The sequence below is a fragment of the Streptomyces sp. NPDC050416 genome, from assembly GCF_044458845.1.
Lineage (GTDB): Bacteria > Actinomycetota > Actinomycetes > Streptomycetales > Streptomycetaceae > Streptomyces.
Map to the genome: position 1 here is coordinate 73,842 of NZ_JBITII010000016.1, position 24,990 is coordinate 98,831.

General features: G+C 72.1%; 28 protein-coding genes. 11 read left to right on the forward strand and 17 right to left on the reverse strand.

The window, feature by feature from the left end:
- The first annotated feature begins 136 nt into the window (after positions 1 to 136).
- Positions 137 to 748, forward strand: a complete 612-nt coding sequence (locus ACIBL4_RS36580) for a PRC-barrel domain-containing protein (RefSeq protein ID WP_399416114.1) — start codon at positions 137 to 139, stop codon at positions 746 to 748.
- Positions 745 to 1,161: a PRC-barrel domain-containing protein gene (locus ACIBL4_RS36585; protein ID WP_399416115.1), complete on the forward strand. Its 417-nt coding sequence runs from the start codon at positions 745 to 747 to the stop codon at positions 1,159 to 1,161. Before ACIBL4_RS36580 ends, ACIBL4_RS36585 begins: the two co-directional genes overlap by 4 nt.
- A 25-nt stretch (positions 1,162 to 1,186) precedes the next feature.
- On the opposite strand, the gene ACIBL4_RS36590 is transcribed toward ACIBL4_RS36585, so the two are convergent.
- Positions 1,187 to 2,320, reverse strand: a complete 1,134-nt coding sequence (locus ACIBL4_RS36590) for a DUF6777 domain-containing protein (protein WP_399416116.1) — start codon at positions 2,318 to 2,320, stop codon at positions 1,187 to 1,189.
- Positions 2,321 to 2,498: 178 nt separating this feature from the next.
- Here ACIBL4_RS36590 and ACIBL4_RS36595 point away from each other — a divergent pair, with 178 nt between their 5' ends.
- On the forward strand, positions 2,499 to 3,797 hold the full coding sequence (locus tag ACIBL4_RS36595; protein WP_399416117.1) for a streptophobe family protein: 1,299 nt from the start codon (positions 2,499 to 2,501) through the stop codon (positions 3,795 to 3,797).
- Between the two features lie 19 nt (positions 3,798 to 3,816).
- On the opposite strand, the gene ACIBL4_RS36600 is transcribed toward ACIBL4_RS36595, so the two are convergent.
- Genes ACIBL4_RS36600 through ACIBL4_RS36615 form a run of 4 tightly spaced genes read right to left on the reverse strand, consistent with a single transcriptional unit; the run spans position 3,817 to position 8,751 of the window.
- On the reverse strand, positions 3,817 to 4,803 hold the full coding sequence (locus tag ACIBL4_RS36600; protein ID WP_399416118.1) for a serine/threonine-protein kinase: 987 nt from the start codon (positions 4,801 to 4,803) through the stop codon (positions 3,817 to 3,819).
- Positions 4,800 to 5,954, reverse strand: a complete 1,155-nt coding sequence (locus ACIBL4_RS36605; RefSeq protein WP_399416119.1) for a hypothetical protein — start codon at positions 5,952 to 5,954, stop codon at positions 4,800 to 4,802. Before ACIBL4_RS36605 ends, ACIBL4_RS36600 begins: the two co-directional genes overlap by 4 nt.
- 9 nt (positions 5,955 to 5,963) lie before the next feature.
- The gene (locus ACIBL4_RS36610) at positions 5,964 to 8,294 is read right to left on the reverse strand and encodes an FHA domain-containing protein (RefSeq protein WP_399416120.1); all 2,331 of its coding nucleotides are present in this window, start codon (positions 8,292 to 8,294) and stop codon (positions 5,964 to 5,966) included.
- Between the two features lie 46 nt (positions 8,295 to 8,340).
- A complete protein-coding gene (locus ACIBL4_RS36615; RefSeq protein WP_399416121.1) occupies positions 8,341 to 8,751 on the reverse strand; it encodes a hypothetical protein in 411 nt (136 codons plus the stop codon).
- A 300-nt stretch (positions 8,752 to 9,051) separates the two neighbouring features.
- Here ACIBL4_RS36615 and ACIBL4_RS36620 point away from each other — a divergent pair, with 300 nt between their 5' ends.
- A complete protein-coding gene (locus ACIBL4_RS36620; RefSeq protein WP_399416122.1) occupies positions 9,052 to 9,351 on the forward strand; it encodes a DUF1905 domain-containing protein in 300 nt (99 codons plus the stop codon).
- Positions 9,352 to 9,406: 55 nt separating this feature from the next.
- On the opposite strand, the gene mgrA is transcribed toward ACIBL4_RS36620, so the two are convergent.
- On the reverse strand, positions 9,407 to 10,399 hold the full coding sequence (mgrA, locus tag ACIBL4_RS36625; protein ID WP_399416123.1) for an L-glyceraldehyde 3-phosphate reductase: 993 nt from the start codon (positions 10,397 to 10,399) through the stop codon (positions 9,407 to 9,409).
- Between the two features lie 117 nt (positions 10,400 to 10,516).
- On the opposite strand from mgrA, the gene ACIBL4_RS36630 reads away from it, so the two are divergent.
- Complete coding sequence (locus ACIBL4_RS36630; RefSeq protein ID WP_399416124.1) at positions 10,517 to 11,527, forward strand: LysR family transcriptional regulator; 1,011 nt, start codon at positions 10,517 to 10,519, stop codon at positions 11,525 to 11,527.
- A gap of 323 nt (positions 11,528 to 11,850) precedes the next feature.
- Positions 11,851 to 12,366, forward strand: coding sequence for a DUF664 domain-containing protein (locus tag ACIBL4_RS36635; protein ID WP_399416125.1), 516 nt, complete (start codon positions 11,851 to 11,853; stop codon positions 12,364 to 12,366).
- Here the strand turns inward: ACIBL4_RS36635 and ACIBL4_RS36640 are convergent.
- Positions 12,348 to 13,427, reverse strand: coding sequence for an adenosine deaminase (locus tag ACIBL4_RS36640; RefSeq protein ID WP_399416126.1), 1,080 nt, complete (start codon positions 13,425 to 13,427; stop codon positions 12,348 to 12,350). The genes ACIBL4_RS36635 and ACIBL4_RS36640 overlap by 19 nt on opposite strands.
- Positions 13,428 to 13,470: 43 nt before the next feature.
- Positions 13,471 to 13,866 carry a VOC family protein gene (locus tag ACIBL4_RS36645; protein ID WP_399416127.1) on the reverse strand — a complete coding sequence of 132 codons (396 nt, stop codon included), beginning with the start codon at positions 13,864 to 13,866 and terminating at the stop codon, positions 13,471 to 13,473.
- A gap of 177 nt (positions 13,867 to 14,043) precedes the next feature.
- On the opposite strand from ACIBL4_RS36645, the gene ACIBL4_RS36650 reads away from it, so the two are divergent.
- On the forward strand, positions 14,044 to 14,502 hold the full coding sequence (locus tag ACIBL4_RS36650; protein ID WP_399416128.1) for a pyridoxamine 5'-phosphate oxidase family protein: 459 nt from the start codon (positions 14,044 to 14,046) through the stop codon (positions 14,500 to 14,502).
- Positions 14,503 to 14,506: 4 nt separating this feature from the next.
- On the opposite strand, the gene ACIBL4_RS36655 is transcribed toward ACIBL4_RS36650, so the two are convergent.
- The 3 genes from ACIBL4_RS36655 to ACIBL4_RS36665 form a co-directional block, all read right to left on the reverse strand.
- Positions 14,507 to 15,421 (reverse strand): oxidoreductase, encoded by a 915-nt coding sequence (locus ACIBL4_RS36655; RefSeq protein ID WP_399416129.1) that lies wholly within the window; start codon positions 15,419 to 15,421, stop codon positions 14,507 to 14,509.
- A 27-nt stretch (positions 15,422 to 15,448) separates the two neighbouring features.
- A complete protein-coding gene (locus ACIBL4_RS36660; RefSeq protein ID WP_399416130.1) occupies positions 15,449 to 16,339 on the reverse strand; it encodes a glycoside hydrolase family 19 protein in 891 nt (296 codons plus the stop codon).
- Between the two features lie 172 nt (positions 16,340 to 16,511).
- The gene (locus tag ACIBL4_RS36665; protein WP_399416131.1) at positions 16,512 to 16,949 is read right to left on the reverse strand and encodes a MarR family winged helix-turn-helix transcriptional regulator; all 438 of its coding nucleotides are present in this window, start codon (positions 16,947 to 16,949) and stop codon (positions 16,512 to 16,514) included.
- 88 nt (positions 16,950 to 17,037) lie between these two features.
- Here ACIBL4_RS36665 and ACIBL4_RS36670 point away from each other — a divergent pair, with 88 nt between their 5' ends.
- Positions 17,038 to 18,150: a substrate-binding domain-containing protein gene (locus tag ACIBL4_RS36670; protein ID WP_399416132.1), complete on the forward strand. Its 1,113-nt coding sequence runs from the start codon at positions 17,038 to 17,040 to the stop codon at positions 18,148 to 18,150.
- Positions 18,151 to 18,222: 72 nt separating this feature from the next.
- The gene (locus ACIBL4_RS36675; protein ID WP_399416133.1) at positions 18,223 to 19,287 is read left to right on the forward strand and encodes an acyl-CoA dehydrogenase family protein; all 1,065 of its coding nucleotides are present in this window, start codon (positions 18,223 to 18,225) and stop codon (positions 19,285 to 19,287) included.
- Here ACIBL4_RS36675 and ACIBL4_RS36680 read toward each other — a convergent pair.
- The 5 genes from ACIBL4_RS36680 to ACIBL4_RS36700 form a co-directional block, all read right to left on the reverse strand.
- On the reverse strand, positions 19,284 to 20,486 hold the full coding sequence (locus tag ACIBL4_RS36680) for a serine hydrolase domain-containing protein (protein ID WP_399416134.1): 1,203 nt from the start codon (positions 20,484 to 20,486) through the stop codon (positions 19,284 to 19,286). The genes ACIBL4_RS36675 and ACIBL4_RS36680 overlap by 4 nt on opposite strands.
- A gap of 104 nt (positions 20,487 to 20,590) precedes the next feature.
- Positions 20,591 to 21,751 carry an LLM class flavin-dependent oxidoreductase gene (locus ACIBL4_RS36685; RefSeq protein WP_399416136.1) on the reverse strand — a complete coding sequence of 387 codons (1,161 nt, stop codon included), beginning with the start codon at positions 21,749 to 21,751 and terminating at the stop codon, positions 20,591 to 20,593.
- A gap of 51 nt (positions 21,752 to 21,802) precedes the next feature.
- Positions 21,803 to 22,357, reverse strand: a complete 555-nt coding sequence (gene ssuE, locus ACIBL4_RS36690) for an NADPH-dependent FMN reductase (RefSeq protein ID WP_399416138.1) — start codon at positions 22,355 to 22,357, stop codon at positions 21,803 to 21,805.
- 247 nt (positions 22,358 to 22,604) lie between these two features.
- Entirely contained in the window at positions 22,605 to 22,688 is an 84-nt protein-coding gene (locus ACIBL4_RS36695; RefSeq protein WP_351019447.1) for a putative leader peptide, read from the reverse strand.
- Positions 22,689 to 22,780: 92 nt separating this feature from the next.
- Complete coding sequence (locus tag ACIBL4_RS36700; protein ID WP_399416139.1) at positions 22,781 to 22,963, reverse strand: hypothetical protein; 183 nt, start codon at positions 22,961 to 22,963, stop codon at positions 22,781 to 22,783.
- A 220-nt stretch (positions 22,964 to 23,183) separates the two neighbouring features.
- Between ACIBL4_RS36700 and ACIBL4_RS36705 the strand changes: the two genes are divergently transcribed.
- Both ACIBL4_RS36705 and ACIBL4_RS36710 read left to right on the forward strand, forming a co-directional pair.
- Positions 23,184 to 23,624, forward strand: a complete 441-nt coding sequence (locus ACIBL4_RS36705) for an SPW repeat protein (RefSeq protein WP_307179439.1) — start codon at positions 23,184 to 23,186, stop codon at positions 23,622 to 23,624.
- Between the two features lie 144 nt (positions 23,625 to 23,768).
- Positions 23,769 to 24,032, forward strand: a complete 264-nt coding sequence (locus ACIBL4_RS36710; protein WP_399416140.1) for a GlsB/YeaQ/YmgE family stress response membrane protein — start codon at positions 23,769 to 23,771, stop codon at positions 24,030 to 24,032.
- A gap of 143 nt (positions 24,033 to 24,175) precedes the next feature.
- Here the strand turns inward: ACIBL4_RS36710 and ACIBL4_RS36715 are convergent, their stop codons facing one another.
- Positions 24,176 to 24,979 (reverse strand): NAD-dependent epimerase/dehydratase family protein, encoded by an 804-nt coding sequence (locus ACIBL4_RS36715; protein ID WP_399416141.1) that lies wholly within the window; start codon positions 24,977 to 24,979, stop codon positions 24,176 to 24,178.
- Positions 24,980 to 24,990 lie beyond the last annotated feature (11 nt).

A 24,990-nucleotide genomic window follows, 5' to 3' on the forward strand; every position in this document is an offset into this window, starting at 1 on the left:
TCTTCGGCCCGTCCGGTGCCCCGGGCATTGTCCCCTGCCCGCGGGGCACCCGGCAGGAACCGGGGCCGGCAGCCGGCGAACGACGGGCGGGGGCGGTCATCGCGGTACGGGCCCGCGGCGGTGCGGAGGTCGTGCGATGAACGAGCTGAGGGCGGCACGGAGCCTGACGACCCTGCCGGTGGTCACCCTCGGCGGCGACGCCGTCGCGCAGGTCAAGGACACCGTCTTCGACACCGCCGTCGCGCGGGTCACCGGCTTCACGCTCAGCGGCCGGGGACTGCTGTCGGGCCCGCTGAAGCAGAGCCTGCCCTGGACGGCCGTGCACTCCCTGGGCCATGACGCGGTCATGATCGTCGACGCCGGTGCCCTGGTGGACACGCCTGTCGCGGTGGCGCGCCGCGCGGCCCTGCAGGGCCGGGTGCTGCACGCGAAGATGCTGACCGACGAGGGCGCCGAGGTGGGCACGGTGCTCGACGTGGTCGTCGAGGGCGGCACCAGCGGCCGGGTCGTGGGCTTCCGGATCGCCGCGGGCAAGGCGCTGACGCGGGGCTCCGGGCGGCGCCGGCACCGGGTGTACGTGCCGCGGGGCGAGACGCTCACGGTGTCAGGCCGGACGCTGGTGATCCCGGCGGACGCCGTCCGCTACACGGCCGACGACCTGCCGGCCTTCGCCGCCCGGGTCGGCGCCTTCCATGAGGGGCATGAGGGCCGCGGAGGGCACGAGGGGCCTGAGGGGGCACCGGCATGATGCTGTTCTCGCAGGCCCGGGGGCTGCCGGTGCGGACGCTGGCCGACGCCGGCGAGATCGGCGTCCTGAAAGCACTGACGGTCGACGCCCCGGCCGGTGTGGTCACCCACGTCCGCGTGCGCCGCAGGCACTCCCGCAAGGAGTCCGTGCTGGCCTGGGGTGCCCTGCACGCCATCGGCCCGGACACCGTGCTCGTCCGCTCGGCCGCCGCCCCGTCCGAGGTGCCGCCGCACCACGAGCTGCCGGGCGTCAGGATCCTCACCGAGACGGGCGACGGGCTCGGCACGGTCCAGGACGTCGTCTTCGAACCCGAGACCGGCCGCATCGAGGCGGTCCGCACCGCCCACGGCGACCTGCCGGCCGATCGCCTGGTCGGTCTCGGCGACTACGCCCTGGTGGTCCGTGCCGGCTGAACCGACAGGGGTAAGTCGGGCTGCGTCAGGACGCCGGGGGCTGGTCCGTCGTGTCGCCCCCGGTGCCGTCCCCGGGCGGAGGCGGCGGCTGCGACGACGTCCCCGGGTCCGAGCCGGGCGGCTCCGACGACGTCCCCGTGTCCGAGCCGGGCGGTTCGCTCGTGGGGGGCTCCGACGAGGTCGTGTCGGCCGGCGACGACGGCGTGGTGACGCTCACCGACGGCGAGGGCTTGTCGGGCTTCTCGGTCTTGCGGTCCTTCTCGCCCGTGTCACCCGGGTGTCGCTTGAACCACTCGCCGTCGGGCTCGCACACGATGAAGGCGTCGACCGGCCTGGGAGCGGGCGTGACCGCGACGACGTTCGACTGCTTGAACCCCGGCCACGCGTCCCCGGTCGTCTTCGGCGCGCTCTGCTGGGCGACCGGCGCGGACAGCGGGTTGCCGCACGCGCAGCGCACCCGGGGCACGCCGCGGTCGTCGACGAGGACGGCCGTGCCGGCCTGGAGAACGGCCTGGTAGCTGGTCGCGCGGCCGTCGCTGTAGCCGTGGTTGGTGACGCGCGTGTCGATGCGCAGCACGACGGGCGTGAGCGAGCGCAGGTAGGCGGGGACGTCGGGCGGGTCGACGCGAGCGACGGAGGCGAACGCCCGCTGCTTGTCCGGAGCGCCCTGGAAGTACGTGATCTGCTTCTCCACGTCACAGCTGGCGACGTTGCGGGTGCCGCCGTACAGGCCGGGCGCTCCGCCCTGGACGCCCTGGACGGCGTTCTGCGTGGCCAGCTCGGTGGGCGAGGGCGAGACCGGTGAGGCCGAGCTCTCCTTCGCCGTGGACTCGGTGAACGGGTCCGGGCCGGTGTCGGCCGCGGGCTGGAGGAAGACCTCCCCCTCCGACGTACTGGTACCGCCGTCGGACGCGCCGGTGCCGCCCCCGTCGGGCCGGGTGAGCACCACGGCCAGGATCACGGCGGCCACGACGGCGGTGGCGATCAGGGCCACGCGGGGTACCGACCCCCACCAGGGGCGGCGGGGTTCCGGCGCCTGCCCTCCCCCGCTCGGCGGCTCGGAGGGCGGCCCGCCTCCCGACGGCGGCTGGGAGGGACCGGACAGCGGGCCCGACGGGGGCCCTGTGGGGCGGCCGGACGACGGCGGTTCGACGCTCACGAGCTCTTCTTCCCACGTGGGTTCTCTGCGGCCCGCACACAGCCGGGCGGTAAATCCCGGTGTATGCCGCTTTTTCCACTACGAGTTCATTGTGTGCTCCGGTCCCGTACGGCTCGCAAGCCGACGCGGACGGACCTCCCGACGGGCGTCCGGCGCGGGTGCTGCTTAGCGTGACAGCGTGAGTTCACGCACTTCCTCCGGCCAGGCACGTACCTCCGGCGAGCGGGCCGTCGCCCGCCACGGCTGGGCGCATGCCCTCGTCACGGTGCTCAGCGGGCTGCTCGCCATGGCGGTGGTGGCCGCGCTGGGCCTGTGGGCGGCCGGGGCGGCGGACCTCCCGGACGGCGCGTTCGCACCGGTGGTCGCGGCGACCGTGGTCACCGCCGTCGGCGGCGCCGTGAAGCTCTCCGGAAGCGCGGGCGACCTCGCCGACACGCAGGCGGGCCTGACCGTCATCCCCCTGTCCGTCACGCTCACGGGGGCATTGGTGATCGCCTGGGGCTTCCTGCGACCCCTGCGGCACCGCGCGGTCGCCGGTACGGCGGAGCTGGCCGGCTGGGCCGCCAGGATCGCGGTCCTGTGGCTGCTCGCGCTGATCGGTCTGACCCTCGCCGCCCGCCACACGTTCGACATCTCCCTCGGGAACGACGACCTGAGCGAACTGGGCGATCTGTTCGGCGTCTCACCGAAGGTCGGTTTCACCACCGACGTACCGCTGTCCGTGTTCGTCGGCGTGGTGTGGCTGGCCGGTGTGCTGGTGCTGGCCCTGCTGGTGTCGCGCGGCGCCCCGTTGCCGGCGCGACTGCTGCGCTTCCAGGCCTCGGTGCGGCCGGCCGCCTACGCGATGGTCGCGCTGCTGCTCGCCAGCGTCGTCGTCGGCGTGGTCGTCGCCCTGGTCGTCGCGGCGACCCGGGGGCACGCGGCGGAGACGTTCGCCGTGATCCTGCTCGGCATGCCCAACCTGGTGTGGCTGGCGCTGACGATCGGACTCGGCGCCACCTGGAACGGCCGGGTGGAGGGGCCGTTCGGGCTGCCGATGCCGCATGTGCTCGACGAGGTGCTGCGCGCCCCGGACATCTCCGAGCTGAACCTGCGGACGCTCTCCGAGCACGACGGCAGGGTGTGGTGGCTGCTGGTCGTCGACGTGGTGCTGCTGCTCGCCGCCGCGTTCGTGATGGCGGCCCGGTCGCCGGCCCGGGTACGGGCCTGGGAGCACGCCCTGCACATGACCATCGCGCTCGTGCTCACGGTTTTCATGATCTGCCTGGTGGGGCGCGTCTCCGCGCACTTCGGACTGTCCGTGCTCGGCATCGGCGACCTGGGCGGCGGCCTCGCGGGCGAGCTGTTCCTCAGACCCCGGCTGTGGGGAGCCGTGGGCCTGGCCGTCCCGTGGGGGCTGCTGACCGGGTTCGCCGGGGCGCTGCTGGCGCGGCACGTGCGGCGGCGGGGCGAGGTGCGCGCCGAGCGGGCGGGCTGACAGCGCTGCTGTCGCTGCGCTACGTCCGCTGCACGAAGACCGGTTCGGCCCAGCGCGGGGGCGGCTTCGGCCCCTCCTCCCCCGGCGGCCGGCCCATCCGGGCGGGGGCGGGCCCTGCGCCGGAACCGACACCGGCCGTCGCGGCGCGCAGGGCGGCGACGAACGTCAGGCAGGAGGGGTAGCGGTCGTCGGGGCGCTTGGCGAGGGCCTTGGCGAACACCGGGTCCAGCTGGGAGGGGAGGTCGGGCCGTGACTCGGTCAGCGGCGGCGCGTCGTCGTACTGGTGGGCCCACAGCAGGGCCATGTCGTCGTCCCGGAGGAAGGGCGGGTGGCCGGCGAGGGTCTCGAAGACGACACAGGCGAAGCCGTACACGTCGCAGCGGGCGTCGACCGGCTTGCCGGAGATCTGTTCGGGGGCGACGTAGTCGAGGGTGCCGACGAACTGGCCGACCGTGGTGAAGCCGGTCAGCGACAGCGACTTCTTGGTCAGGCCGAAGTCGGTGAGGTAGACGTGCTCCGGGTGGTCGCTGTCGGTGCCGCGGGAGACCAGGATGTTGCCGGGTTTGACGTCCCGGTGCACGAGCCCGTGGTCGTGGGCGGCGTCGAGCGCGGAGGCGACCTGGGCGGCGACGCGTACGGCGGTGGCGGGCGGCAACGGGCCCTCCCGGTCCAGGAGATGACGCAGGTCGCTGCCGGCGACGAACCGCATCGCGATGTACAGCACTCCGTCCGTCTCGCCTGCCTCGAAGACCGGCACGATGTGCGGGTGGTCGATCGCGGCGGCGGCCCGGGACTCGTGGGTGAAGCGGCGTCGGAAGGTGTCGTTGCGGGCGAGTTCCGGGGCGAGCAGCTTGAGCGCGACGGTGCGCTCCAGACGCAGGTCGCGGGCCCGGTAGACCACGGCCATGCCGCCGCGCCCGATCTCCTGCTCGATCCGGTACCCGGCGATCTGCTGCCCGATCAGCTCGGAGGGCCGTCCCGAGAACAGACTCGTCTCGCGGTTCAACGGACGTCACCCTCGGGCGAGACGATCCGCGTGGGTTCGGCCCCCACGACCCGCGTGGGCGCGGCCTCGGTGGCACCGGCCGCCTCCTCCTCGTCCGAAGCCGCGTCGCCGTCCTCCTCAGGGGAAACGACGCGTGTGGGCAGCGCCGCGGGGGGCAGGCCCCGCTTCTCCGGAGGCACGACCCGTGTGGGCTCGGGCGCCTCGGGAGACACGACCCGTGTCGGCTCGGGCGCCTCGGGAGACACGACCCGTGTCGGCTCAGCGGCTTCTGAAGACGCGCCCCGTGGCTGCTCCGGCGCCTCGCGAGACACAGCCCGAGGGGGCTCAGGAGCCTCCGATGACACCACCCGCGTGGGGGCAGGAGCCTCGGGAGGCACAGACGGCGCCGACTGGGACGGCCCAGCAGGCACAACCCGCGTCGGCTCGGCGGACTCAGGCGGCACGGCCCGAGGGGACTCGGGCTCGGCAACGCCCGGCGACACCACCCGTGTCGGCTCCGGCGGTTCGCGAGACGCGGCCCGCGAGCCCTCGGGAACCTCCGATGACACCACCCGCGTGGGATCGGGAGCCTCGGGAGGCACGAACTCCGAGCGGGGTGGCTCCTCGATGGCCTCCGCGGGGACGACCCTGGTCGGGGTGCGTGCCGGGGCCGGGGGTTCGGGGTCGGAGCGGGGTGTCTCGTCCGTCGCGTACGTGGTCGCCCGGGTGCCGTCGGCGTACACCCAGTGCCCGTGCGCGGCGTCGTAGAGCCACACGGACTCGCCGTCGACGACGACGCCGATCCGCAGCCCGTGCGTGCGGGCGCGGAAGGACTCCAGGTCCGAACCGCCCGCGAGGTCCTCGACCGCGGAGCGGTAGCGCGCCAGGGCCTCCTGCGCCCGGCTCAGCAGCGGACGCGGATCGGCGCTGCGGGTGAGCGGCCCGTCCGCGGCGGGCGGATCCTGCGGTACGGCGACCAGGCGGCGGCCGTCGACCCAGGCCGACCAGCCGTTGAAGCACAGCACGTGCCCCCAGTCGCCCTGCCGCTCAAGCAGCTGCACCGGCAGCAGCGGGTCCAGGTCCACGGTGGGCCGGGACGGGTCGGGGGCCTCCCAGGCGGGCATCCCGTTCTGCGGGACCACGTGCGTGGGCCGGAATCCAGGAGTCGTCACAGGCGCTGCCTACTTCCGCATCACGGCCGGTTCGTGGCGGCGCAGCAGCCGGGACACCAGGAAGGCGAAGAGCGCCGACAGCACGAGCAGCATCCCGACGTCGAGCAGCCACGTTCCCGCCGAGTGCTCGAAGAGCGGATCCTCGGTCAGATCGTCGGGCACGATCCGGTCCAGCCCGACGGTGCCGGCCATCGCGGCCAGCGCCCAGCGCGCGGGCACCAGCCAGCCCAGTTGCTCGAGCCCGGGGACACCGTCCAATTTCAGCAGGGCACCGCAGAAGACGACCTGGACGATGGCGATGAGCACGAGCAGCGGCATCGTCACCTCCTCCTTGCGCACCAGCGCGGAGATGAACAGGCCGAGCATCATCGCCGTGAACGCCAGCAGGGCGACGGCGACCGTGATCTCCACCAGGGGCGACATCAGCACGCCTTCGCCGCCGGGCGCGTTGAGGTCCACGCCGAGCAGCGCGACCAGGGTGAGCACCACCGCCTGGAGCACGGTGATGACGCCCAGGACGACGACCTTGGACATCAGGTACGCCGATCTGGACAGGCCCACCGCCCGCTCACGCTGGTAGATCACCCGTTCCTTGACGAGTTCCCGCACGGCGTTGGCGGCCCCGGTGAGCACCGCGCCGACACACAGGATGAGCAGGGCGTTCATCGCCGTGTCCTGCGTCAGCTTGCCGCCCGCCAGGGCCCGCGCCATGATCCCCATCACGAACGGCAGGGCGATCATGATGATCAGGAACGTGCGGTCGGCGCTGAGCGCGGCCGCGTACCGCCGCACCAGCGTGCCGAGCTGGGCGGCCCGGCTGCGCGGCCGGGGCGGCGGAGCGATGACCACGGGCCCGGACCGGGGCAGCTGGGGCTGGGCGGTGGCGTCGGCGACGTACCGGCCGTGGAAGGGCGAGGCGCTGTAGTCCCCGGCCCAGTCCCGGTCCGCGTCCCGGTCGAAGGCCTCGAAGGCCTCCGGCCACTGCTCGAAACCGAAGTACGCCAGGGCGTCCTCGGGCGGCCCGTAGTAGGCGATCTTCCCGCCGGGCGCGAGCACGAGGAGCCGGTCGCACACGTCGAGGCTGAGCACGCTGTGGGTGACCACGATGACGGTCCGGCCGTCGTCGGCGAGGCCGCGCAGCATGTGCATCACCGAGCGGTCCATGCCGGGGTCGAGTCCGGAGGTCGGCTCGTCGAGGAAGAGCAGCGACGGCTTCGTCAGCAGTTCCAGGGCCACGCTGACGCGCTTGCGCTGGCCGCCGGACAGGCTGTGCACGTGCTGGTCGGCGCGCTGTTCCAGGCCCAGTTCGCGGATCACCTCGTCGACCCGGGCGCGCCGCTCGGCCTTGGCGGTGTCCTGCGGGAAGCGCAGCTCGGCCGCGTAGGAGAGGGCTTTGCGGACGGTCAGCTGGGCGTGCAGGATGTCGTCCTGCGGGACGAGGCCGATGCGCTGGCGCAGCTCGGCGTAGTCGCGGTAGAGGTCGCGGCCGTCGTAGAGGACGGTGCCGTGGTCGGCGGGCCGCTGGCCGGTGAGGGCGTTGAGGAGCGTGGACTTCCCGGCGCCGCTCGGGCCGACGACGGCGAGCAGGCACTTCTCCCCCACCGGGAACGACACGTGGTCGAGCAGCGTCTTGCGGCCGCGGTCGACGGCGACCGTCAGGTCCTGCACGTCGAGGGAGACCTCACCGGTGTCGACGTACTCCTGGAGCTGGTCGCCGACGAGGCAGAACGCCGAGTGGCCGATGCCGACGATGTCGCCCTGGCCGACCGGGGCGCTGGTGACGCGGCTGCCGTTGAGGTACGTGCCGTTGTGGCTGCCGAGGTCGGTGATCTCGTAGGTCCCGTCGGGCAGGGCGCGCAGTTCGGCGTGCCGGCGGGAGACCACCAGGTCGTCGATGACCAGGTCGTTGTCGGTGGCGCGGCCGATGCGGACGGTGCGGGCGGGCAGCGGCCGTACGGTGGTGGGCTGCCGGTAGGTGCCCGTCATGGCCGGCATGGAGACGGCGGAGGGGCGTTCCGGGGCCGGTGCGGGGCGGCCCGTCAGGACCACGCGCGGCCCGTCGGCCGGGTTCCCGAAGCGGATGACGCTGCCAGGGCCGACATCCCACTCGTGGATGCGGCGGCCCTCGGCGTAGGTGCCGTTGGTGCTGTTCTCGTCCTCGATGGTCCAGTGCCCGTCGTCGGGTCTCAGGACCGCGTGGTGCCAGGAGACCCGGTCGTCGTCGATGACGATGTCGCTCATCGGGTCGCGTCCGACGTGGTAGTCGCGGCCCGGGATCATCACTGTGGAGCCCGTCTCGGTCTCCAGGACGAGTTCTGGTGTTGCCGACGACTGCGCCATGACCAAGATTCTACCGATTTACCTGATATCTGACTCGGTGAGCCGTTCAGGCCACGGGTACGCCCAGGGTGGGAGCCGTCCGCTGCATCCGCAGGGCGTCCACGGACTCGGCGAGCAGTTCGTACTCGGTGGTGTCGTCGCTGGTGGCGATGCGCACCAGCCGCCCGGCCGCCAGCTCCTCGGCGACCCGCTCCTGCCGGCCGGGGTCGGCGCACCAGGCGCGCAGCAGGGTGGGCACGTCCGGCACGGTCTCGGCGACCGGCACGAGCGCGCCCGGCGGTAAATGCTCGTCGTCGGGCCGGGGGTCGAGGCGCTGGGCGATCCAGGAGGCTCGGTCGCGCAGCCACCACAGAGCGAGGGCGAGGGTCGGCGCCCGGTAGGTGCCCAGCGGGACCCCGATGCGGCGGCCGTCGCAAACTCCGTACGCCGTGACATGGCACAGAAACTCGTCGTGCACGTGACCCTCCCCCGTTGCCCTGCCCGCCTGCCCGGCCTTGCCTGTCCTGCGGCTCGCGTGCTGTGCGTGAGGGCGCCGTCGCTCGATGTGAAGCGCTCTCGCTGGTCAGTATGTTCACTACTGAAACACTGTCACCATGTCTTTCCGGCCAGTCTCCTGGCATATTCGCCCCCCGAGTTGGCCGAAACGCTGCGGGCGGTCACCAGGGGCGATGACTCCGAAGGTGATCGACGGTTCCGATGAGTTTTCCGGAATCCGGCGGTCTGGTGTGTGAGAGGCGACCGAACACCGGAGGGCACCATGGCCACGACCGGAAACACGACCGGGAAACTGGACGCTGAATTCACCGCGGTCCTGCGCAAGAGCCCCGCCGAGGGCGGCTGGACCTATCTGGTCTGGCCCCGGTCCGTCGAGTTCTTCGGCACCCGCGGCCTGGTCAAGGTCCGCGGGACGATCGACGGGCATCCGTTCCGCAGCTCGTTCATGGCCCTGGGCGACGGCACGCACAAGCTGCCGGTGAAGGCCGACGTCCGCAAGGCCATCGGCAAGGAGGAGGGCGACACGGTGACGGTGCGTCTGGAGGAGCGGATCGGTTCCTAGAACTCCGGGAGCCTGTCCCGGGGGCGGTCGCCGCCCCCGGGAAGGAGGGGAACGGCTACTGCTTGACGATCGCGTCGATCCGGGCCAGCTCGTCCGCGTCGAAGTCCAGGTTGGCGATGGCCCCGACACTGTCCTCCAGCTGCTGCGGGCTGCTCGCGCCGACCAGCGCGGAGGTCACCCGGCCGCCGCGCAGCACCCAGGCCAGCGCCATCTGGGCCAGGGTCTGGCCGCGCGTCTTGGCGATGTCGTTCAGGTCGCGCAGCCGGCCCACCAGCTCTTCGGTGACCGCGTCGGAGTTCAGGAACGGGCTGTCGCTCGCGGCCCGGGAGCCCTCCGGGATGCCGTCGAGGTAGCGGGCGGAGAGCAGGCCCTGCTCCAGCGGGGAGAAGACGATGGAGCCGACCTGGAGCTCGCCGAGGGCGTCCAGCAGGCCCTCGTCCTCGGGGCGGCGGTCGAGCATGGAGTAGCGCGGCTGGTGGATGAGGAGCGGGGTGCCCAGCTCGCCCAGGATGCGGGCGGCCTCGCGGGTCTGCTCCGCGGAGTAGTTGGAGATGCCGACGTACAGCGCCTTGCCCTGCTGCACCGCCGAGTGCAGCGCGCCCATCGTCTCCTCCAGCGGAGTCTCCGGGTCGGGGCGGTGCGAGTAGAAGATGTCGACGTAGTCGAGGCCCATCCGCTTCAGGCTCTGGTCCAGCGAGGACAGCACGTACTTGCGCGAACCCCACTCGCCGTACGGACCCGGCCACATCAGATAGCCGGCCTTGGTGGAGATGACCAGCTCGTCGCGGTAGGCCGCGAAGTCCGACTTCAGGAACTCGCCCAGCGCGGACTCGGCGGCGCCGGGCGGCGGGCCGTAGTTGTTGGCGAGGTCGAAGTGGGTGACGCCGAGGTCGAAGGCGCGGCGCAGGATGGCTCGCTGGGTCTCTACCGGCCGGTCCGGGCCGAAGTTGTGCCACAGGCCGAGCGAGAGCGCGGGGAGCTTCAGGCCGCTGCGTCCGGTGCGCCGGTAGGGCATGTCCGCATAGCGGTCGGGGTGTGCGGTGTACAACGCGACTCCAGAGGGGTTGGCTCGGTCGGGAGGAAACCGGTGTCCACTCTGTCGTGACCTGCTCCCATGCGTCCAACAGAAGAATCCGATGGAATTCAGCGGCTACGCTTCTCAGTCATGGAACTGCGCCACTTGCAGCACTTCGTCGCGGTCGCCGAGGACCAGCACTTCACCCGGGCGGCGGAGCGGCTCCTGGTGTCCCAGTCCGGCCTGTCGGCCTCGATCCGGGCGCTGGAGCGGGAGCTCCAGACGCCGCTGTTCGTGCGCACGACCCGCCGGGTGACGCTCACCCCGGCCGGGCGGGCGCTGCTCGGTGAGGCGGAGCGGATCCTCGCGCAGGTTCGGGCCGCCCACGAGGCGGTGGCGGCGGTGCAGGGCGTCCTGCGCGGCATGCTCGCGCTCGGCAGTGAGCAGTGCATCGCCGGGGTGCATGTCGCGGGGCTGCTCGCCGCCTTCCGGCATCGGCATCCGGACGTGGAGATCTGTCTGCGGCAGGCCGGATCGGGCGCGCTCGCGGAGGAGGTCGCGGCCGGACGGCTCGACCTGGCGTTCGCCGTGCGCACGCAGGCGGACAGCGACCAGCTGCGGTCGGTGCCGCTGACCAGTGAGCCGATGACACTGCTGTGTCACTCCAGCCACCGGCTCGCCGCGACCGGTGCGGCCGTCACGCCGGAGGAGCTGGGCGGGGAGGTGTTCGTCGACTTCCACCCGGACTGGGGGCCGCGCCGCACCACCGACACGGTGTTCGCCGCCGCGGGCGTACGACGGACCGTGGCCCTGGAGGTGAACGACGTGCACACCCTGCTCGACCTGGTCGACGAGAACCTCGGCGTCGCTGTCGTGCCGCGGCACTTCGCGCACAAACGCGCCTCCCTGACCGCGCTGCCGGTGAAGGGCACCGGCGAGGCCGTCTACGAGACGGTGGCCCTGCTCCCGCCCCGGCAGGCCACGAGCCCGGCGGCCCGGGCCCTGATGGCGCTGCTGGAGGCCACGGGCGCGTCGACGGGGAGCGCGGGTCCGTCGCTGGGGGCCCCGGGCGGCCCGCCGCGGGCCAACAGCGCGGCGCCGGGGACCGCGAGCGCCTCGCCGGGGGCCGCGGGCATGACAGCAGGGGCCATGGGCACGTAGGGCGCAGGCCGCGACGCCGGAGACCGCGAGGGCGCAACCGTGCACCCAGGCGCGATACCGGAGACGGTGGGTGCGAAACGGGAGGTGGCGAGTGCACCGCAGGACCCGCCGAGCGCACCACGGGACACGGCGAGTGCACCGCCGAAGACACCGAGCACGCCACGGGACTCGCCGAGCGCACCCCCGAAGACACCGAGCTCACCCCAAGGCGCCGAGCACGCCACCGAAGACCCGAGCCGCTCCGGAGGAACAGCCGCGCACGTGGAGACCACCGGCGTGCGAACCGGGGCGCACAGGACGCTGCGATGCGCCATGGTGGAGGCATGCATGCGAAGGACATCCTCATCGACGGCTACAACCGCATCCGGGAAGAAGTCCACGCCACCGTCGAGGGCCTAGGGCCCGACGAACTGAGCGCCCGCCCCTCCCCCGACACCAACTCCATCGCCTGGCTTGTCTGGCACCTCACCCGTGTCCAGGACGACCACGTCGCCGACGCCTTCGACCTCGATCAGGTGTGGCTGTCCCAGGACTGGGAGAAACGCTTCGGCCTCGGTCTGCCCCGGCATGACACGGGCTACGGCCACAGCCCCGCCAAGGTCGCCAAGGTCCGGGTCGACTCCGGCGAGATGCTGACCGGCTACTACGACGCCGTGCACGACCAGACCATGGAAGCCCTGCGCGGCCTGGCGGCCAAGGATCTGGAGCGCGTCGTCGACGAGCGCTGGGACCCGCCGGTCACCCTGGGCGTCCGGCTGGTCAGCGTCCTGTCCGACGATCTCCAGCACATCGGACAGGCCGCCTACCTGCGCGGAATCCTTCAGAGCGCGGCCTCGTAGCCGGGCAGGACCACGTCCCGGATCAGCGCGTTCCGCTCGTCGAACGGGAGGAACGCGCTCTTCAGGGCGTTCACCGTGACCGTGCGCAGGTCCTCGACGGTCCAGCCCGCCTGCTCGACCAGCAGGGACATCTCGCGGGTCATCGTGGTGCCCGACACGAGCCGGTTGTCGGTGTTCAGGGTGACGCGGAAGCCGAGCTCCTTCAGCGCGGTGATCGGGTGCTCGGCGATGGAGGTCGCGGCGCCGGTCTGGAGGTTGGAAGTCGGGCACATCTCCAGGGCGACACGCCGGTCGCGCACCCAGCCCGCGAGGCGGCCGAGCTTGCCGGAGGCGAGGTCGGGGATGTCGTCGGTGATGCGCACGCCGTGCCCGATGCGCTGGGCGCCGCAGAGCTGAAGGGCCTGATGGATGCTGGGCAGGCCGTGGGCCTCCCCGGCGTGGATGGTGAACGGCACGTTCTCGCGGCGCAGGTGCTCGAAGGCGGCGAGATGGCCGGCGGGCGGGAAGCCGTCCTCGGCTCCGGCGATGTCGAAGCCGACGACACCGGCGTCCCGGAACGCCACGACCAGGTCGGCGATCTCCCGGCTGCGATCGAACATCCGCATCCCGCACAGCAGCGTCCCGACCCGCACGGGCGTCCCCGCGGCCGCCGCCTTGGCCATCCCCGCCGCGAGCCCTTCCTGCACGGTCTCGACGACCTCGGGCAGGGCCAGCCCGCCCTTCACCATCAGCTCCGGGGCGTAGCGCACCTCGCCGTAGACGACACCGTCCGCGGCGAGGTCGAGCACGTACTCCTCGGCGGTGCGCAGCAGGCCCTCGCGGGTCTGCATGACGGCGAGAGTGTGCTCGAAGGTGGCTATGTAGCGCACCAGGTCGCCGGAGTTGGCGGCGTCGTAGTACCAGGCGGCGAGTTCGTCGGGGTCGGTGGTGGGCAGGGTGTGGCCGACCGCGTCCGCGAGCTCCACCACGGTGGCGGGGCGCAGGCCGCCGTCGAGATGGTCGTGCAGCACGGCCTTGGGCAGCCGGCGGAGGGTGTCGGTGTCGATGCGGGGCGCGGTCATGTGCGTGTTCCTCGGCAGTGCGTACGCGGTGGGAGTCGGAGTTCTAGTCGGCGGCGGGCTGGAGCAGGTCCCAGCGGTTGCCGTACAGGTCCTGGAAGACGGCGACGATTCCGTACGGCTCGTGCCGCGGCTCCTCCAGGAACGTGACGCCCGCGGCGGTCATCCGGGCGTGGTCCCGGGCGAAGTCGTCGGTGTGCAGGAAGAAGCCGACCCGCCCGCCGGTCTGGTCCCCGACCCGGCCGGCCTGCGCCTCCCCCTCGGCGCGGGCGAGCAGCAGGCCGGTGCCCGTGCCCGGACTCCCGGGTTCGACGACGACCCAGCGTGATCCGCCGGGCCGGGGAGCGTCCTCGGCGAGCCGGAACCCGAGGGCCTCGGTGTAGAAGCGGATCGCCTCGTCGTAGTCGTCGACGACGAGGGTGACCAGGGCGATACGTCGCATCGGGACCTCTCGGAGCGGGTGGTTGACGGGAGAGGTTATACGTAACACCTGCCGGACGCAAAACAGCCCGCCCTCTGGGCGCGGAGGGCGCGGACCTCGGTCCCGCGACGACCTGGTTCTGCGGCCTACGTCCCCAGCCCGAGGCGGTCCGCCCGGCCGCCCGCTAGCGTCCTGCCCATGAAGATCACCGAGCCTCCCCGCACCCCCGAGCAGCGCAAGGCGGACCTCCTGGACCGTATGGAGCGGGAGATCGACATCTGGGTGGCCACGGCGGACACCGAGGGCGTGCCGTGTCTGGTGCCGCTCTGGTTCGTGTGGCACGACGAGGCCGTGTGGCTGTGCACTCGGCTGACCAATCCCACCGGCCGTAATCTGCGGGACGGCCGGCGGGCCCGGCTGGCCTTGGGGGACACCCGGGACGTCGTGCTCGTCGAAGGTGACGTGGAGACCTTCACGACGCCCGAGGTGCTGCCTGCGGCGGCCGAGGCGTTCCGCGCGAAGACCGGCTGGGATCCGCGCGAGGACCACGCGTCGTACGCGTTCTTCCGGGTGCGGCCGCGCGCGGTGCAAGCCTGGTGCGAGGTGCGCGAGCTGCCGCGCCGGCATCTCATGCGGGACGGGGCCTGGGTGGTCTGACCGGTCAACCGGCCGCCGAGCGCGGCCCGTTCAGCCGGTTCAGTTCCCCGTCCGTGAGGCGGATCGCGCCCGCCGCCACGTTCTCGCTGAGGTGGTCGGGGTTGCCCGTGCCGGGAATGGCGAGAACATGCGGGCCCTGGTGCAGGGTCCAGGCGATGCGGATCTGCGCCGGGCTCGCCCCGTGGGCGCGGGCGACGGCGCGCACCTCCTCGTCGTGGGCGGTGGCGGCTCCGCGCTCCGCGCCCTCGCCGGCGACGGCGACGGCGTAGAACGGCACGAACGCGATGCCCTGTTCGCCGCAGATCCGCAGCAGTTCATCGGTGACGGGGTCGGGGCGGTCGAGGGCGTACCGGTTCTGTACGCAGACCACCGGTGCGATGGCCTGCGCCTCGGCGAGGTGGCGGGGCTCGACGTTGGAGATGCCGAGGTGGCGTATCAGCCCGGCCTCGCGCAGTTCCGCGAGGGCGCCGAAGTGCTCCGCTATCGAGTCGTACTTCGGCATCCGGCGCAGGTTGACCACGTCGAGGTGATCGCGGCCGAGCTGGCGCAGGTTCTCCTCGACGTGGCCGCGCAGATCCTCGGGGCGGGCCGAGGTGCCCCACTGCCCGTCGTAGGTCCGGTGGGGCCCCACCTTGGTGACGATGACCAGGTCGTCGGGGTACGGCGCCAGCGCGCTGTTGATGAGTTCGTTGGCGGAGCGCAGCGACGAGAAGTAGAAGGCGGCCGTGTCGATGTGGTTCACGCCGAGGTCGATCGCCTTGCGCAGGACGGCGATCGACCGGTCGCGGTCACTGGGGGTGCCGAGGTGGAAGGCGGCGCTGCCCGTCAGCCGCATCGCGCCGAAGCCGAGGCGGCGGACGGGCAGGTCGCCGAGTTTCCAGGTGCCCGCGGCGTCCGCGGTGATCGTCTGTGAGCTCATCGACGGAGTCTCACACACGGCTCGCGCTCAGCAGTAGAGATTGCCTCCGGGCGACGTCCCGAGGATCTGCGTGAACCGCTGGTAGTTGTTCACTCGGCTCTGCACCTGCGCCGGGTTCTTGCCGTCGCATTCCAGGGAGCCGTTGATGCTGCGGATGGTCTGGCCGAATCCGGCGCCGTTCACCATGGCGTTGTGCGGGGTCATGCTGCCGGGGCCGGTCTGGGTGTTCCAGTACCACAGGGCCGTCTTCCAGGCGACGGCCGCGTCGTTCTGGACCAGCCAGGGGTTGTTCAGCAGGTCGATGCCGAGCGCGTCGCCGGCGGCCTTGTAGTTGAAGTTCCAGCTGAGCTGGATCGGTCCGCGCCCGTAGTAGGCGGCCTGGCCGGCCGGGCAGCCGTAGGGCCGACTCCAGTCGCAGTAGTGCGGGTAGTTGGCGGTGTTCTGCTCCACCACGTGCACCAGGCCGCCGGTCTCGTGGCTGACGTTGGCGAGGAAGGCGGCGGCCTCCTGCTTCTTCACCGTGTCACTGCCGGTGTTGGCGAAGCCGGGGTAGGCGCTCAGGGCCGCCGTCAGCCCGCTGTAGGTGTAGAAGGGGTTCCTGTTCGGGAACATCTGGTTGAACTGCGCCTCGCTCACGACGAAGCGCGCGTCGGGCGTGCCCGGCCCGCTGTCGCAGGCGTACGGCTCCCAGTACCAGGTGCTGATGGTCGGGTCGTAGCCCGGGTTGGCGTGCTCGGCTATGTACGCCTTGCCGTCGGCGTAGCGGACGATGTCGCCGGCGGCGTAGGACTTGCCCGCCACCCAGTTGGGATAGCTGGAGCATGCGGCGGCGGAGGCGCTGGTGGCCGGCAGGAGCACCGGCGCGGTGCCGGCGAGGGCGAGGGCGGCAAGGACGGCGGAGACACGGCGTCTCGACACGGGTTCAACTCCTTTGCGGGACACGGCCGCACCCGGCAAGGCAGGGTGAAGCACAGCCGTGGCGCGGCCGTGGTGGGGGGTTGTCGGAGGCACACTCAACCGCGTTGGTCTGTACCAGTCAAGGGTGTAGACCAGTCAGACCAGTCAGGTGCGCCGGGTTCCGCTCAGGAGCTCACACGTGTGCCGACTCCGCCAGCGTCGCGGCCAGCCGGTCCAGCAGGGACCGCAGCAGTTCTTCGTCGCCCTCGCCGAGCGGGGGCCGGCCGGCGCGCACCGCGCGGTCGAGCCGCTGCCGGTACTCCTGGCCGCGAGGAGTGAGGTGGGCGAGGACGCGACGGCGGTCGAACGGGTCGACCCGGCGGTGGACGAGGTTCTGGTCGACGAGCTGGTCGACCAGCTTGGTCAGCGTCGGAGGCGGCAGAAAGGCGGTCTCCGCGATCGCCGTCATGTGGTGCCCCTCGCCGTCGGCCAACACCGCCAGCACCCGCCACGCGTCGAGCGAGCAGCCCTCCTCCTCCAGCACGGCCTGCAACCGCCGCGCCGCCAGCCGCTCGGCCCGCGTCAGCAACTGCACCAGATCGTCGGGCCGGCGCGGGGGCGGGGTGGGCATCCTGCTCCTCGGGGCTGTTGCGACAGGAAGTGCGTCCATCCTAGGAGACGCGCTGGAGTTCGTACGGCGGAGCCGGAATCATGACGCCATGGTCCGGCACGACCTCCCCGCGCCCGAGTGGTTCACGGCCGACGATTCCGTCCTCGGCGTGGCGCTCGTCTTCCCCTTGCAGGGGCCGGCCGGGATCTTCGGGCCCACCTGCGAGCTGTGCGCGCGGCTGGCCGCCGAGGAGGTCAACCGGGACGGCGGCGTGCTCGGCAGGGAGCTCCGGCTGGTGCCGGTCGACGGCTCGGGCGCACCCCGTGAGGTCGCCGGCCAGGTCGAGGCGCTGGTGGACCTGGGTGTCGTGCAGGGCGTCACGGGCTGGCACATCTCCTCGGTGCGCCGGGCGCTGGCACCGCGGATCGCCCACCGCGTCCCGTACGTGTACACCGCGCTGTACGAGGGCGGTGAGGACACGGCGGGCGTGTTCCTGACGAGCGAGACGCCGCGGGACCAACTGCGGCCCGCGATGGACCTGCTGGCGCGTGAGCGCGGGGTGCGGCGGTGGTTCGTCGTCGGCAACGACTACGTGTGGCCGCGGCGGACGGCACGGTCGGCCCGCCGGTACGCGCACGCGTCCGGCGGATCCGTGACCGGCGAGGTCTATCTCCCGCTCGGCACCCACGACTTCGAGCCGGTGCTGCGCGGCATCGAGCGCTCGGACGCCGACGGGGTGCTGATGCTGCTCGTCGGCAGCGACGCGGTGCGCTTCAACCGGGCGTTCGCGGCGCATGGCCTGCACGCGCGCTGTCTGCGGCTGAGCACGCTGATGGACGAGAACATGCTGCTGGCGAGCGGCCCGTCGGCCACCGAGGACCTCTTCAGCACGGCCGGTTTCTTCGCCTCGCTGGCCAACCGGGACACCCTCGACTTCCACGGGCAGTACGCGGCCCGCTACGGCGTCGAGGCACCCGCCCTGGGCAGCCTCGGCGAGTCCTGCTACGAGGGCGTGCTGCTGCTGGCCGCGCTGCTGAAGCGGGCCGGGACGCTGGACGTGTCGGCGATCGGTGCGGCGGCCGGCGCGGTGTCGTACGAGGGCCCGCGCGGACTGCTGCACCTGCGGGACAGCCATGTCCGCCAGCGCATCTACCTGGCCCGCGCCGACGGGCTCGACTTCGACGTGCTGACGGAACTGGATCTGCGCGGCGCGCACCCCTGACGGGTCCGGGCGAAGGACACACCCGGGGGGCGGCATCCCGCCGCACCTCATCGAGCCGCGAGAATCTGTCCCATGAGCTCCACGCCCCTCACCTCGCCGCCCCACCCGCTCGTCACCCGCGCACAGCGACTCGCGCGCGATCTCCTCGTCCCGCACGCCGAGCGCGTCGACCAGGAGGGGGTGCCGGCGAGCCACATCGCGGCGGTGAGGCGGTCGGGGCTGCTCGGGCTGGGCGCGCCGACGGAGTACGGCGGGGCGGACGCACCCGTCGCCGTGGCCCGGGAGGTCGCCGAGATCCTGTCCGGGGCGTGCTGCTCCACATGGTTCGTGCAGACACAGCACCACACGCCGGTGAAGCTGCTCGCCACCTACGACTCGCCGGTCCGGGAGAGGCTGCTGCGCCCGCTGGCGACCGGCGAGTCGCTGGCAGGCATCGCCTTCGCACACGTCCGTGCCTTCCCCCGGGTGCCCATGCGGGCGGTGCCCGAGCGGGGCGGCTGGCGCTTCGAGGGCACGGTGCCCTGGTACACGGGCTGGGGCCTGAACGACGTGATGCTGCTGGCCGGTGTGACGGACGCGGCCGACGTGGTGTTCGTCGTCACCGAGGCCCGCGAACAGCCGGGGATGCGTCCGTCGGCGCCGATGCGGCTCGCGGCCCTCACCGCGGCCCGTACGGTCTCCCTGGAGCTGGACGGCCTGTGGGTGCCGCAGGACGCCGTCGTGCTGCGCACTCCGCAGGAGCAGTTCACCCTGATCGACCTGCCCAGGGCCGCCAACACCAGTCCGGCCGTGTTCGGGGTGGCGAGCGCGGCGCTGGACCTGGTGGCGGACACCCCGGACGGCCGGGAGCCGGCCCGGGCGCTGCGGGCCCGGCTCGACGAGGTGCGGCGGGAGGCCTACGCCCTGGCCGACCACCCCGTCCCCCACGAGTGCGTCCCGGAACGGCTTGCGCTCAGAACACGGGCGTACGACGTGCTGCGGGCGGCCACGACCGCGGCGATCGTGGCCGGGGGCGGCCGGTCCATGGCCCTGGACAGCCGGGCGCAGCGGCTGGCACGCGAGGGGCTGTTCCTGCTGGTGCAGGCCCAGACGGCCGAGGCACGCCGGACCCACCTCGGCGCGCTGGCGTCCGGTTAGCCGAGCAGCGGCAGTGCCGACGGTTCGTCCGTGCGGGACGGGACGCTGCCGCAGAACTCCGCTTCGATCACGTTCGTGTAGAGCGACGGGTCCGGCAGCCAGTCACCGTTGATGTTGAACGTCAGCTGGTGCTTCCCGTCCCGGGTGCCGACCATCGCGGACAGGGAGCCGTTCGTACGGCCGCTCTTGCCCACGACCTTCACGCCGCAGGACAGCTGCGCGAACTCGACTCCGAGGCCGTATCCGAGCCCGCCCCCCGCGGGCACCTTGCCGAGCATCTCCTCCATCTGCTTCCGAGGTATCAACTCGCCTTTGAATAGGGCACGTTGAAAGCGGTTGAGGTCGCCGCTGGTGGAGATGACATCACCGGCCGCGCCCAGCCAGGTCATGTTCTGTTCGGTGGCGTCATGGATCGGGGCGTCGGGGGCGTCCTGGTGCAGTCGGGAGTAGCCGACGGGGTGGGGTTTCGGCATGTGGGGTGACGTGCCGGGGAACGATGTGCCGCGCAGCTTCAGGGGCCGGACGATACGGCGGGTGATCTCCTGCGCGTAGGAGCGGCCCGTCGCCTTCTCGATGACCATCCCGGCGATGACGAAGTTGGTGTTCGAGTACACCGGCGCCGTCTCCGGGGCGGGCAGCGGCGGGTACTTCAGCGCGATCGCCACAAGTTCCTCGGGCGTGTACGTGTCGTACCGGTGCTCCGGGAAGCCCGGGCCGGCGGCGTCGTGGAGGAAGGCGGGATCGTCGGTGTAGTTGGCGATGCCGCTGGTGTGGTTGAGGAGCTGACGCAGAGTGATCTCGTCGCCGTCGTAGCCGTTGCCCCGCACCAGGCCCGGCAGCCATCGCTCGACGGTGTCGTCGAGGCTCAGCCTGCCTTCCGCCTCCAGCTGGAGCAGGACGGTCGCGATGAACGTCTTGGTGATGCTGGCCCCGCGGAAGTGGTCGCCGGGGGAACGCTCTCGGCCCGTGGCGGTGTCGGCGTGACCGGCCTTCGCGAACCAACTCACCTTCCCCTCCTGGACTTTGGCGGCCACTCCGGGCAGTCCGCCCTTGTCGACGAGATCACGCAACGCGGTCCGGGTCGCCTCGTGGCCGCGCGGCGACTGTGCCGCGTGCGCGGACGGGGCGAGTGCCGCCGCCCCGGCGCATAACGCCACGGCCAGGCCGAATGAGACGGTGCGTGAAGCCCGCTGCTTCATGATGTGTGCCTCCCGTTCACCGAGGGGCAGGGCTGCCCCTCGGGACGGAATGACGCCCAACGCGGGCCGGGGGGTTGATCGTTGGGGTGGAAGGCCGACGAGCCCTAGCTCGCGAAGGGCGCGAGCACGCCGGGCTCGGTGGGTGCGGTGGGTGCGGTGTCCTTGTTCGCGGGATGCCGCCACAGCCCCTGCGCGGCGAGGCGCGGCAGCACGCCCTCGCCGAACCAGTACGCCTCCTCCAGGTGGGGGTAGCCGGAGAGGATGAACTCGTCGATGCCGAGGGCGTGGTATTCCTTGATCCGCTCGGCGACCTCGTCGTGGCTGCCGACCAGGGCGGTGCCCGCGCCGCCGCGCACCAGGCCGATGCCGGCCCACAGGTTGGGGTGGATCTCCAGGCTGTCGCGCCGGCCGCCGTGCAGGGCGAGCATGCGGCGCTGGCCCTCCGACTCGCTGCGGGCGAGCCCGGCCTGCACCGACGCCACGGTCTCCGGGTCGAAGCCGTCCAGCAGCCGGTCCGCCTCGGCCCAGGCCTGCTCGGCGGTGTCGCGGGTGACGACGTGCAGCCGGATCCCGAAGCGGAGGGTGCGTCCCTCGGCGGCGGCCAGTGAGCGGATCCGGTCGAGCTTCTCGGCGACCTGGGCGGGCGGTTCGCCCCAGGTGAGATAGACGTCGGCGTGCCGGGCGGCGATCTCTCCGGCGATGGGCGAGGAGCCGCCGAAGTACACCTCGGGAACGGGGTCGGGCACGCGGGCGAGCTTCGCGTCCTGCACCCGGAGGTGCTCACCGTGCAGGCCGACGGTTCCGCCCTGCCACAACTCCCGTATGACGTGCAGGAATTCACCGGTACGGCGGTACCGGCTGTCCTTGTCGAGGAAGTCGCCGAAGGCGCGCTGTTCCTGGTTCTCGCCGCCGGTGACGACGTTGAGCAGCAGCCGTCCGCCGGTCTGCCGCTGGAACGTGGAGGCCATCTGCGCGGCGAGGGTGGGCGAGATCAGCCCGGGCCGGAAGGCGACGAGGAACTTCAGGCGTTCGGTGTGCCTGCTGACCATGGCGGTGGTGAGCCACGCGTCCTCGCACCAGGCACCGGTGGGCGTGAGGGCCCCGGCGAAGCCCACCTCCTCGGCGGCCCGGGCGATCTGGCTCAGGTAGGCGACCGTCGGGGGCCGGTCCCGGCCGGAGGCGGTGGCCGGGGAGCCGTGGCCGCCGCCGACGACATGACGGCTGTCGCCGTTGGTGGGCAGGAACCAGTGGAAGGTGAGGGACACGGGGAGTCTCCGATCGAGGGGAACGTGCGGCGGCGTGGCGGTGAGCGGGTGTCAGCCCGCCACGGCGAGCAGCGGGGTGCGGCCGAGCGCCGTGGAGAACTGGTCGACCACCTGTGTGAGCGCCTCGTCGGCGGCAGGTGTGACGGTCAGGGATCCGTCGTCGTGCACGGTGATGTCCTTGTCGAGGGTGAACCAGCCCTGCACGGTGTGCGCCGCACCCATGGAGGTCAGCACCGGGCGCAGGGCGTAGTCGATGGCCAGGACATGGGCGGCGCTGCCGCCGGTGGCGAGCGGCAGCACGGTCTTGCCGGTGAGTGCGTACTGCGGGAGCAGGTCCAGCAGGGCCTTGAGGACACCGGAGTAGGACGCCTTGTACACAGGGGTGCCGACGACGACACCGTCGGCTCGTGCGAACAGGTCGGTGGCCTCGACGATCGCGGGATGCCGGAAGTCCGCGCCGAGCAGGGCCTCGGCGGGGATGGTGCGGACGTCGAGCGGGATCACGTCATGGCCCTGTGCGGTCAGCCGCTCGTCCAGGTGGCGCAGCAGTCGGCTGGTGCGGGAGGCGGCGGAGGGGCTGCCGGATACGGACAGGACGGTGGCCATGGGGTCTCTTTCCGGGAGGGGGCGCGAGCGCGCGTGGCGACACCGACTGCGGGGACGCCCGTGCTCAACGGGCGTGGCAACGGGCGTGACTGCGCGCGACTACGGGCGTGGCTGAGCGCCGGATGCGGGCGTGAGGGACGCCGAATTCAGGCGTGAGGGAAATGCACCGCGCAGGGCGTCCCGTCGGCGCGACGGTGTGCGGCCGAGGGCGAATACGGCGGTGGGGAGAAGCGGCGAGCCGGGAGGCTCAGGCTGCGGCGCGACAGCAAGCGCTGGAGACGCGTGCGAGGTCGACGTGGCGTCGCCGCGTGAGGTCCAGTCGCATGGTCATGCCATGGATCGTGGCAGCGGGCGACGACGCCCGTCAAGGAAATCCCGGCTCATCTCGCATCCCGGACCATGGATTTCGGGGTCCGGTTCGGTTCAGTCCTCGTCCGACGGAACCACCACGAGGAAGGCGTCCGACTCCAGGTCCATCACGACGGTGGCCGGTTCGCCCTCGGCCCGACGGCGCGCCGCGTACTCCTCCGCCGGCCATGATCCGCGCGGAGCTCCCGCCGGGAACCGCTCCAACACCTTCGCGCTGACGGCCGTAGACACCTCCACTGCCCTCCCCTGTCCCGCGCCGCCTGCCGGCGACGTCGATCGGTCACTGTCGTACACATCCGTTTGCCCCCGATCCCCCCGGACATGTACCGCCTGGTAGAAGTTCACGTCTCCACCGAGCTCTACACATAAAGGAAAAATAAGAGCAGAATGTGCTTACGCGGCGCTTACCGCACACCCCACCAGACGCGGTCGCCCTGCAAGACGAAGGAGACGAGTCATGGCCAACGTCTCGCCCACCAGGGGTGACATCACCAGCCATCCCGATGCCTCCGAGATGCGGGACCGGTACGCCCGCGTGCTCGGTGGTCGCGATGTGGCGCTCGTGGACGGACCGGTGTTCCTGCTCGGTCTGTACTGCGCGGCCTCCCCGTGGATAGTCCACTACACGACCAGCCAGCCGCCGCTCGTGACCCACAATCTGATCATGGGCATCGCGATCGGCCTGCTGGCGCTCGGGTTCACTCGCGCTCCGGAGCGCATGTACGGCCTGAGCTGGGCCATGTGCGCACTCGGCGTATGGATGATCATCTCGCCGTGGGTCGTCGGCGACAGTCCGGACGCCGGCGTCGTGTGGAACAACATCATCATCGGTGCGCTGGCCGTGATCCTGGGTCTGGCGTGCACCGCCACGGCGGCGAAGGCTTCCGCGAGGCCGTAGAGCCACCGGAAGGGAAGACCCACCGGAAGGGAAACCGAAGGCCGGTCCGCACCCCGGGCCGGCCTCTCCGTGTCCGCGCCGGAGTGTCCCGGCCGTCCGGGGGGCGGAAGCACTACAGCGGGGGCTTGAGGAAAAGGGGCGGAGATGGAGATCGACGGCATCATCAGTGCCATCGTGATCGGCATCGTCATCGGCGTCCTGGGCCGGCTCGTGGTCCCGGGCCGTCAGCGGATCGGCATCCTGTGGACCATCCTCGTCGGCATCCTCGCCGCGTTGGCCGGTTCAGCGATCGCCGGCGCGTTCGACGTCGCCGACACCGAGGGCGTCGACTGGGTCGAGTGGCTCATCCAGATCGGGCTCGCCGCGCTCGGCGTCGCCGCACTGGACCGCTCGAAGGCGCGCCGCTGACGGGCCGCGCCCCCGGCATCAGCGGCCTACCGACCGCATAGCGGCGAGCCCCTCGCGGCTGGACGGGTACCGCGCCGTCCATCCCAGCTCGCGTTCCGCCTTGGCGCAGGAGACCACCAGCCGCGACGACATCACCGTGTGCATTACGACATGGGCTTCACCAGCCACAGCGGTATGGTCATCGGCCTCGGCAGTCCGAACAACTCGGCCACACACTCGGCATGGGCACGCAGGCCGAGCGGCGTGCGGTCGGCGATGTTGTACGCCTGCCCGGACCGGCCGCGTTCCACGGCGGCGAGCACCGCGCGGGCCGCGTCGGTGAGCTCCACCCACGGCAGCACCCGGCCCCGGTCGGCGGGCAACGGCATCTGCCGCCTGCGCAGCAGGGGCAGGAGGGCGTCGGTGCCGCCGGGGCCGTAGAACAGGCCGAAGCGCAGGGCGATGCCCTCCAGCCCCTCGCTCTCGAAGGCGAGCCGTTCCTTGGTCCGCATGCCCTCGACGTGCCGCTCCAGCTGCGGGGTCCTGCCACGCGGGCCGAAGGGGTCGTCCTCCGTGACCGGGCGGTCGCCGTGGTCCCCGTAGCCGTAGCCGAAGACCATCGACTCCACGACGAAGCGGCGGGCCCCGGTGAGGCGGGCGGCTTCGACGAGGTGGGCCGTGCCCTCGGTGCGCAGCGCGTCGGTGGCGAACATGTCGCGGTCGCGCATGGGGGGCTTGCGCAGGGCGGTCGCGGCGTGGATCACGGTGTCGAAGTGGAGTCCGTCGACGGCGCGCAGCAGTGCGTCGCGGTCCATGAGGTCGGCGCGGATGCCGTTGTCGGGGCTCCTGCCGAGTCCGGTGACCTTGTGGCCCGCCTCGGTCAGGGCACGGGTGACGTGCCGGCCGAGGACGCCGCTCGCGCCGGCGAGGAGGATGCTCTGGTTCTTCTGGTTCGTCGTCATGACCATGCGACGGATCG

Excerpts from the sequence above, each read along its gene's own strand:
- ACIBL4_RS36580 (WP_399416114.1), top strand. The coding sequence starts at position 137 with ATGAACGAGCTGAGGGCGGCACGGAGCCTGACGACCCTGCCGGTGGTC.
- ACIBL4_RS36585 (WP_399416115.1), top strand. The coding sequence starts at position 745 with ATGATGCTGTTCTCGCAGGCCCGGGGGCTGCCGGTGCGGACGCTGGCC.
- ACIBL4_RS36610 (WP_399416120.1), bottom strand. The coding sequence starts at position 8,294 with ATGGCGCAGTCGTCGGCAACACCAGAACTCGTCCTGGAGACCGAGACG.
- ACIBL4_RS36620 (WP_399416122.1), top strand. The coding sequence starts at position 9,052 with ATGGCCACGACCGGAAACACGACCGGGAAACTGGACGCTGAATTCACC.
- ACIBL4_RS36630 (WP_399416124.1), top strand. The coding sequence starts at position 10,517 with ATGGAACTGCGCCACTTGCAGCACTTCGTCGCGGTCGCCGAGGACCAG.
- ACIBL4_RS36635 (WP_399416125.1), top strand. The coding sequence starts at position 11,851 with ATGCATGCGAAGGACATCCTCATCGACGGCTACAACCGCATCCGGGAA.
- ACIBL4_RS36640 (WP_399416126.1), bottom strand. The coding sequence starts at position 13,427 with ATGACCGCGCCCCGCATCGACACCGACACCCTCCGCCGGCTGCCCAAG.
- ACIBL4_RS36645 (WP_399416127.1), bottom strand. The coding sequence starts at position 13,866 with ATGCGACGTATCGCCCTGGTCACCCTCGTCGTCGACGACTACGACGAG.
- ACIBL4_RS36650 (WP_399416128.1), top strand. The coding sequence starts at position 14,044 with ATGAAGATCACCGAGCCTCCCCGCACCCCCGAGCAGCGCAAGGCGGAC.
- ACIBL4_RS36655 (WP_399416129.1), bottom strand. The coding sequence starts at position 15,421 with ATGAGCTCACAGACGATCACCGCGGACGCCGCGGGCACCTGGAAACTC.
- ACIBL4_RS36665 (WP_399416131.1), bottom strand. The coding sequence starts at position 16,949 with ATGCCCACCCCGCCCCCGCGCCGGCCCGACGATCTGGTGCAGTTGCTG.
- ACIBL4_RS36670 (WP_399416132.1), top strand. The coding sequence starts at position 17,038 with ATGGTCCGGCACGACCTCCCCGCGCCCGAGTGGTTCACGGCCGACGAT.
- ACIBL4_RS36675 (WP_399416133.1), top strand. The coding sequence starts at position 18,223 with ATGAGCTCCACGCCCCTCACCTCGCCGCCCCACCCGCTCGTCACCCGC.
- ACIBL4_RS36680 (WP_399416134.1), bottom strand. The coding sequence starts at position 20,486 with ATGAAGCAGCGGGCTTCACGCACCGTCTCATTCGGCCTGGCCGTGGCG.
- ssuE (WP_399416138.1), bottom strand. The coding sequence starts at position 22,357 with ATGGCCACCGTCCTGTCCGTATCCGGCAGCCCCTCCGCCGCCTCCCGC.
- ACIBL4_RS36695 (WP_351019447.1), bottom strand. The coding sequence starts at position 22,688 with ATGACCATGCGACTGGACCTCACGCGGCGACGCCACGTCGACCTCGCA.
- ACIBL4_RS36705 (WP_307179439.1), top strand. The coding sequence starts at position 23,184 with ATGGCCAACGTCTCGCCCACCAGGGGTGACATCACCAGCCATCCCGAT.
- ACIBL4_RS36710 (WP_399416140.1), top strand. The coding sequence starts at position 23,769 with ATGGAGATCGACGGCATCATCAGTGCCATCGTGATCGGCATCGTCATC.
- ACIBL4_RS36715 (WP_399416141.1), bottom strand. The coding sequence starts at position 24,979 with ATGGTCATGACGACGAACCAGAAGAACCAGAGCATCCTCCTCGCCGGC.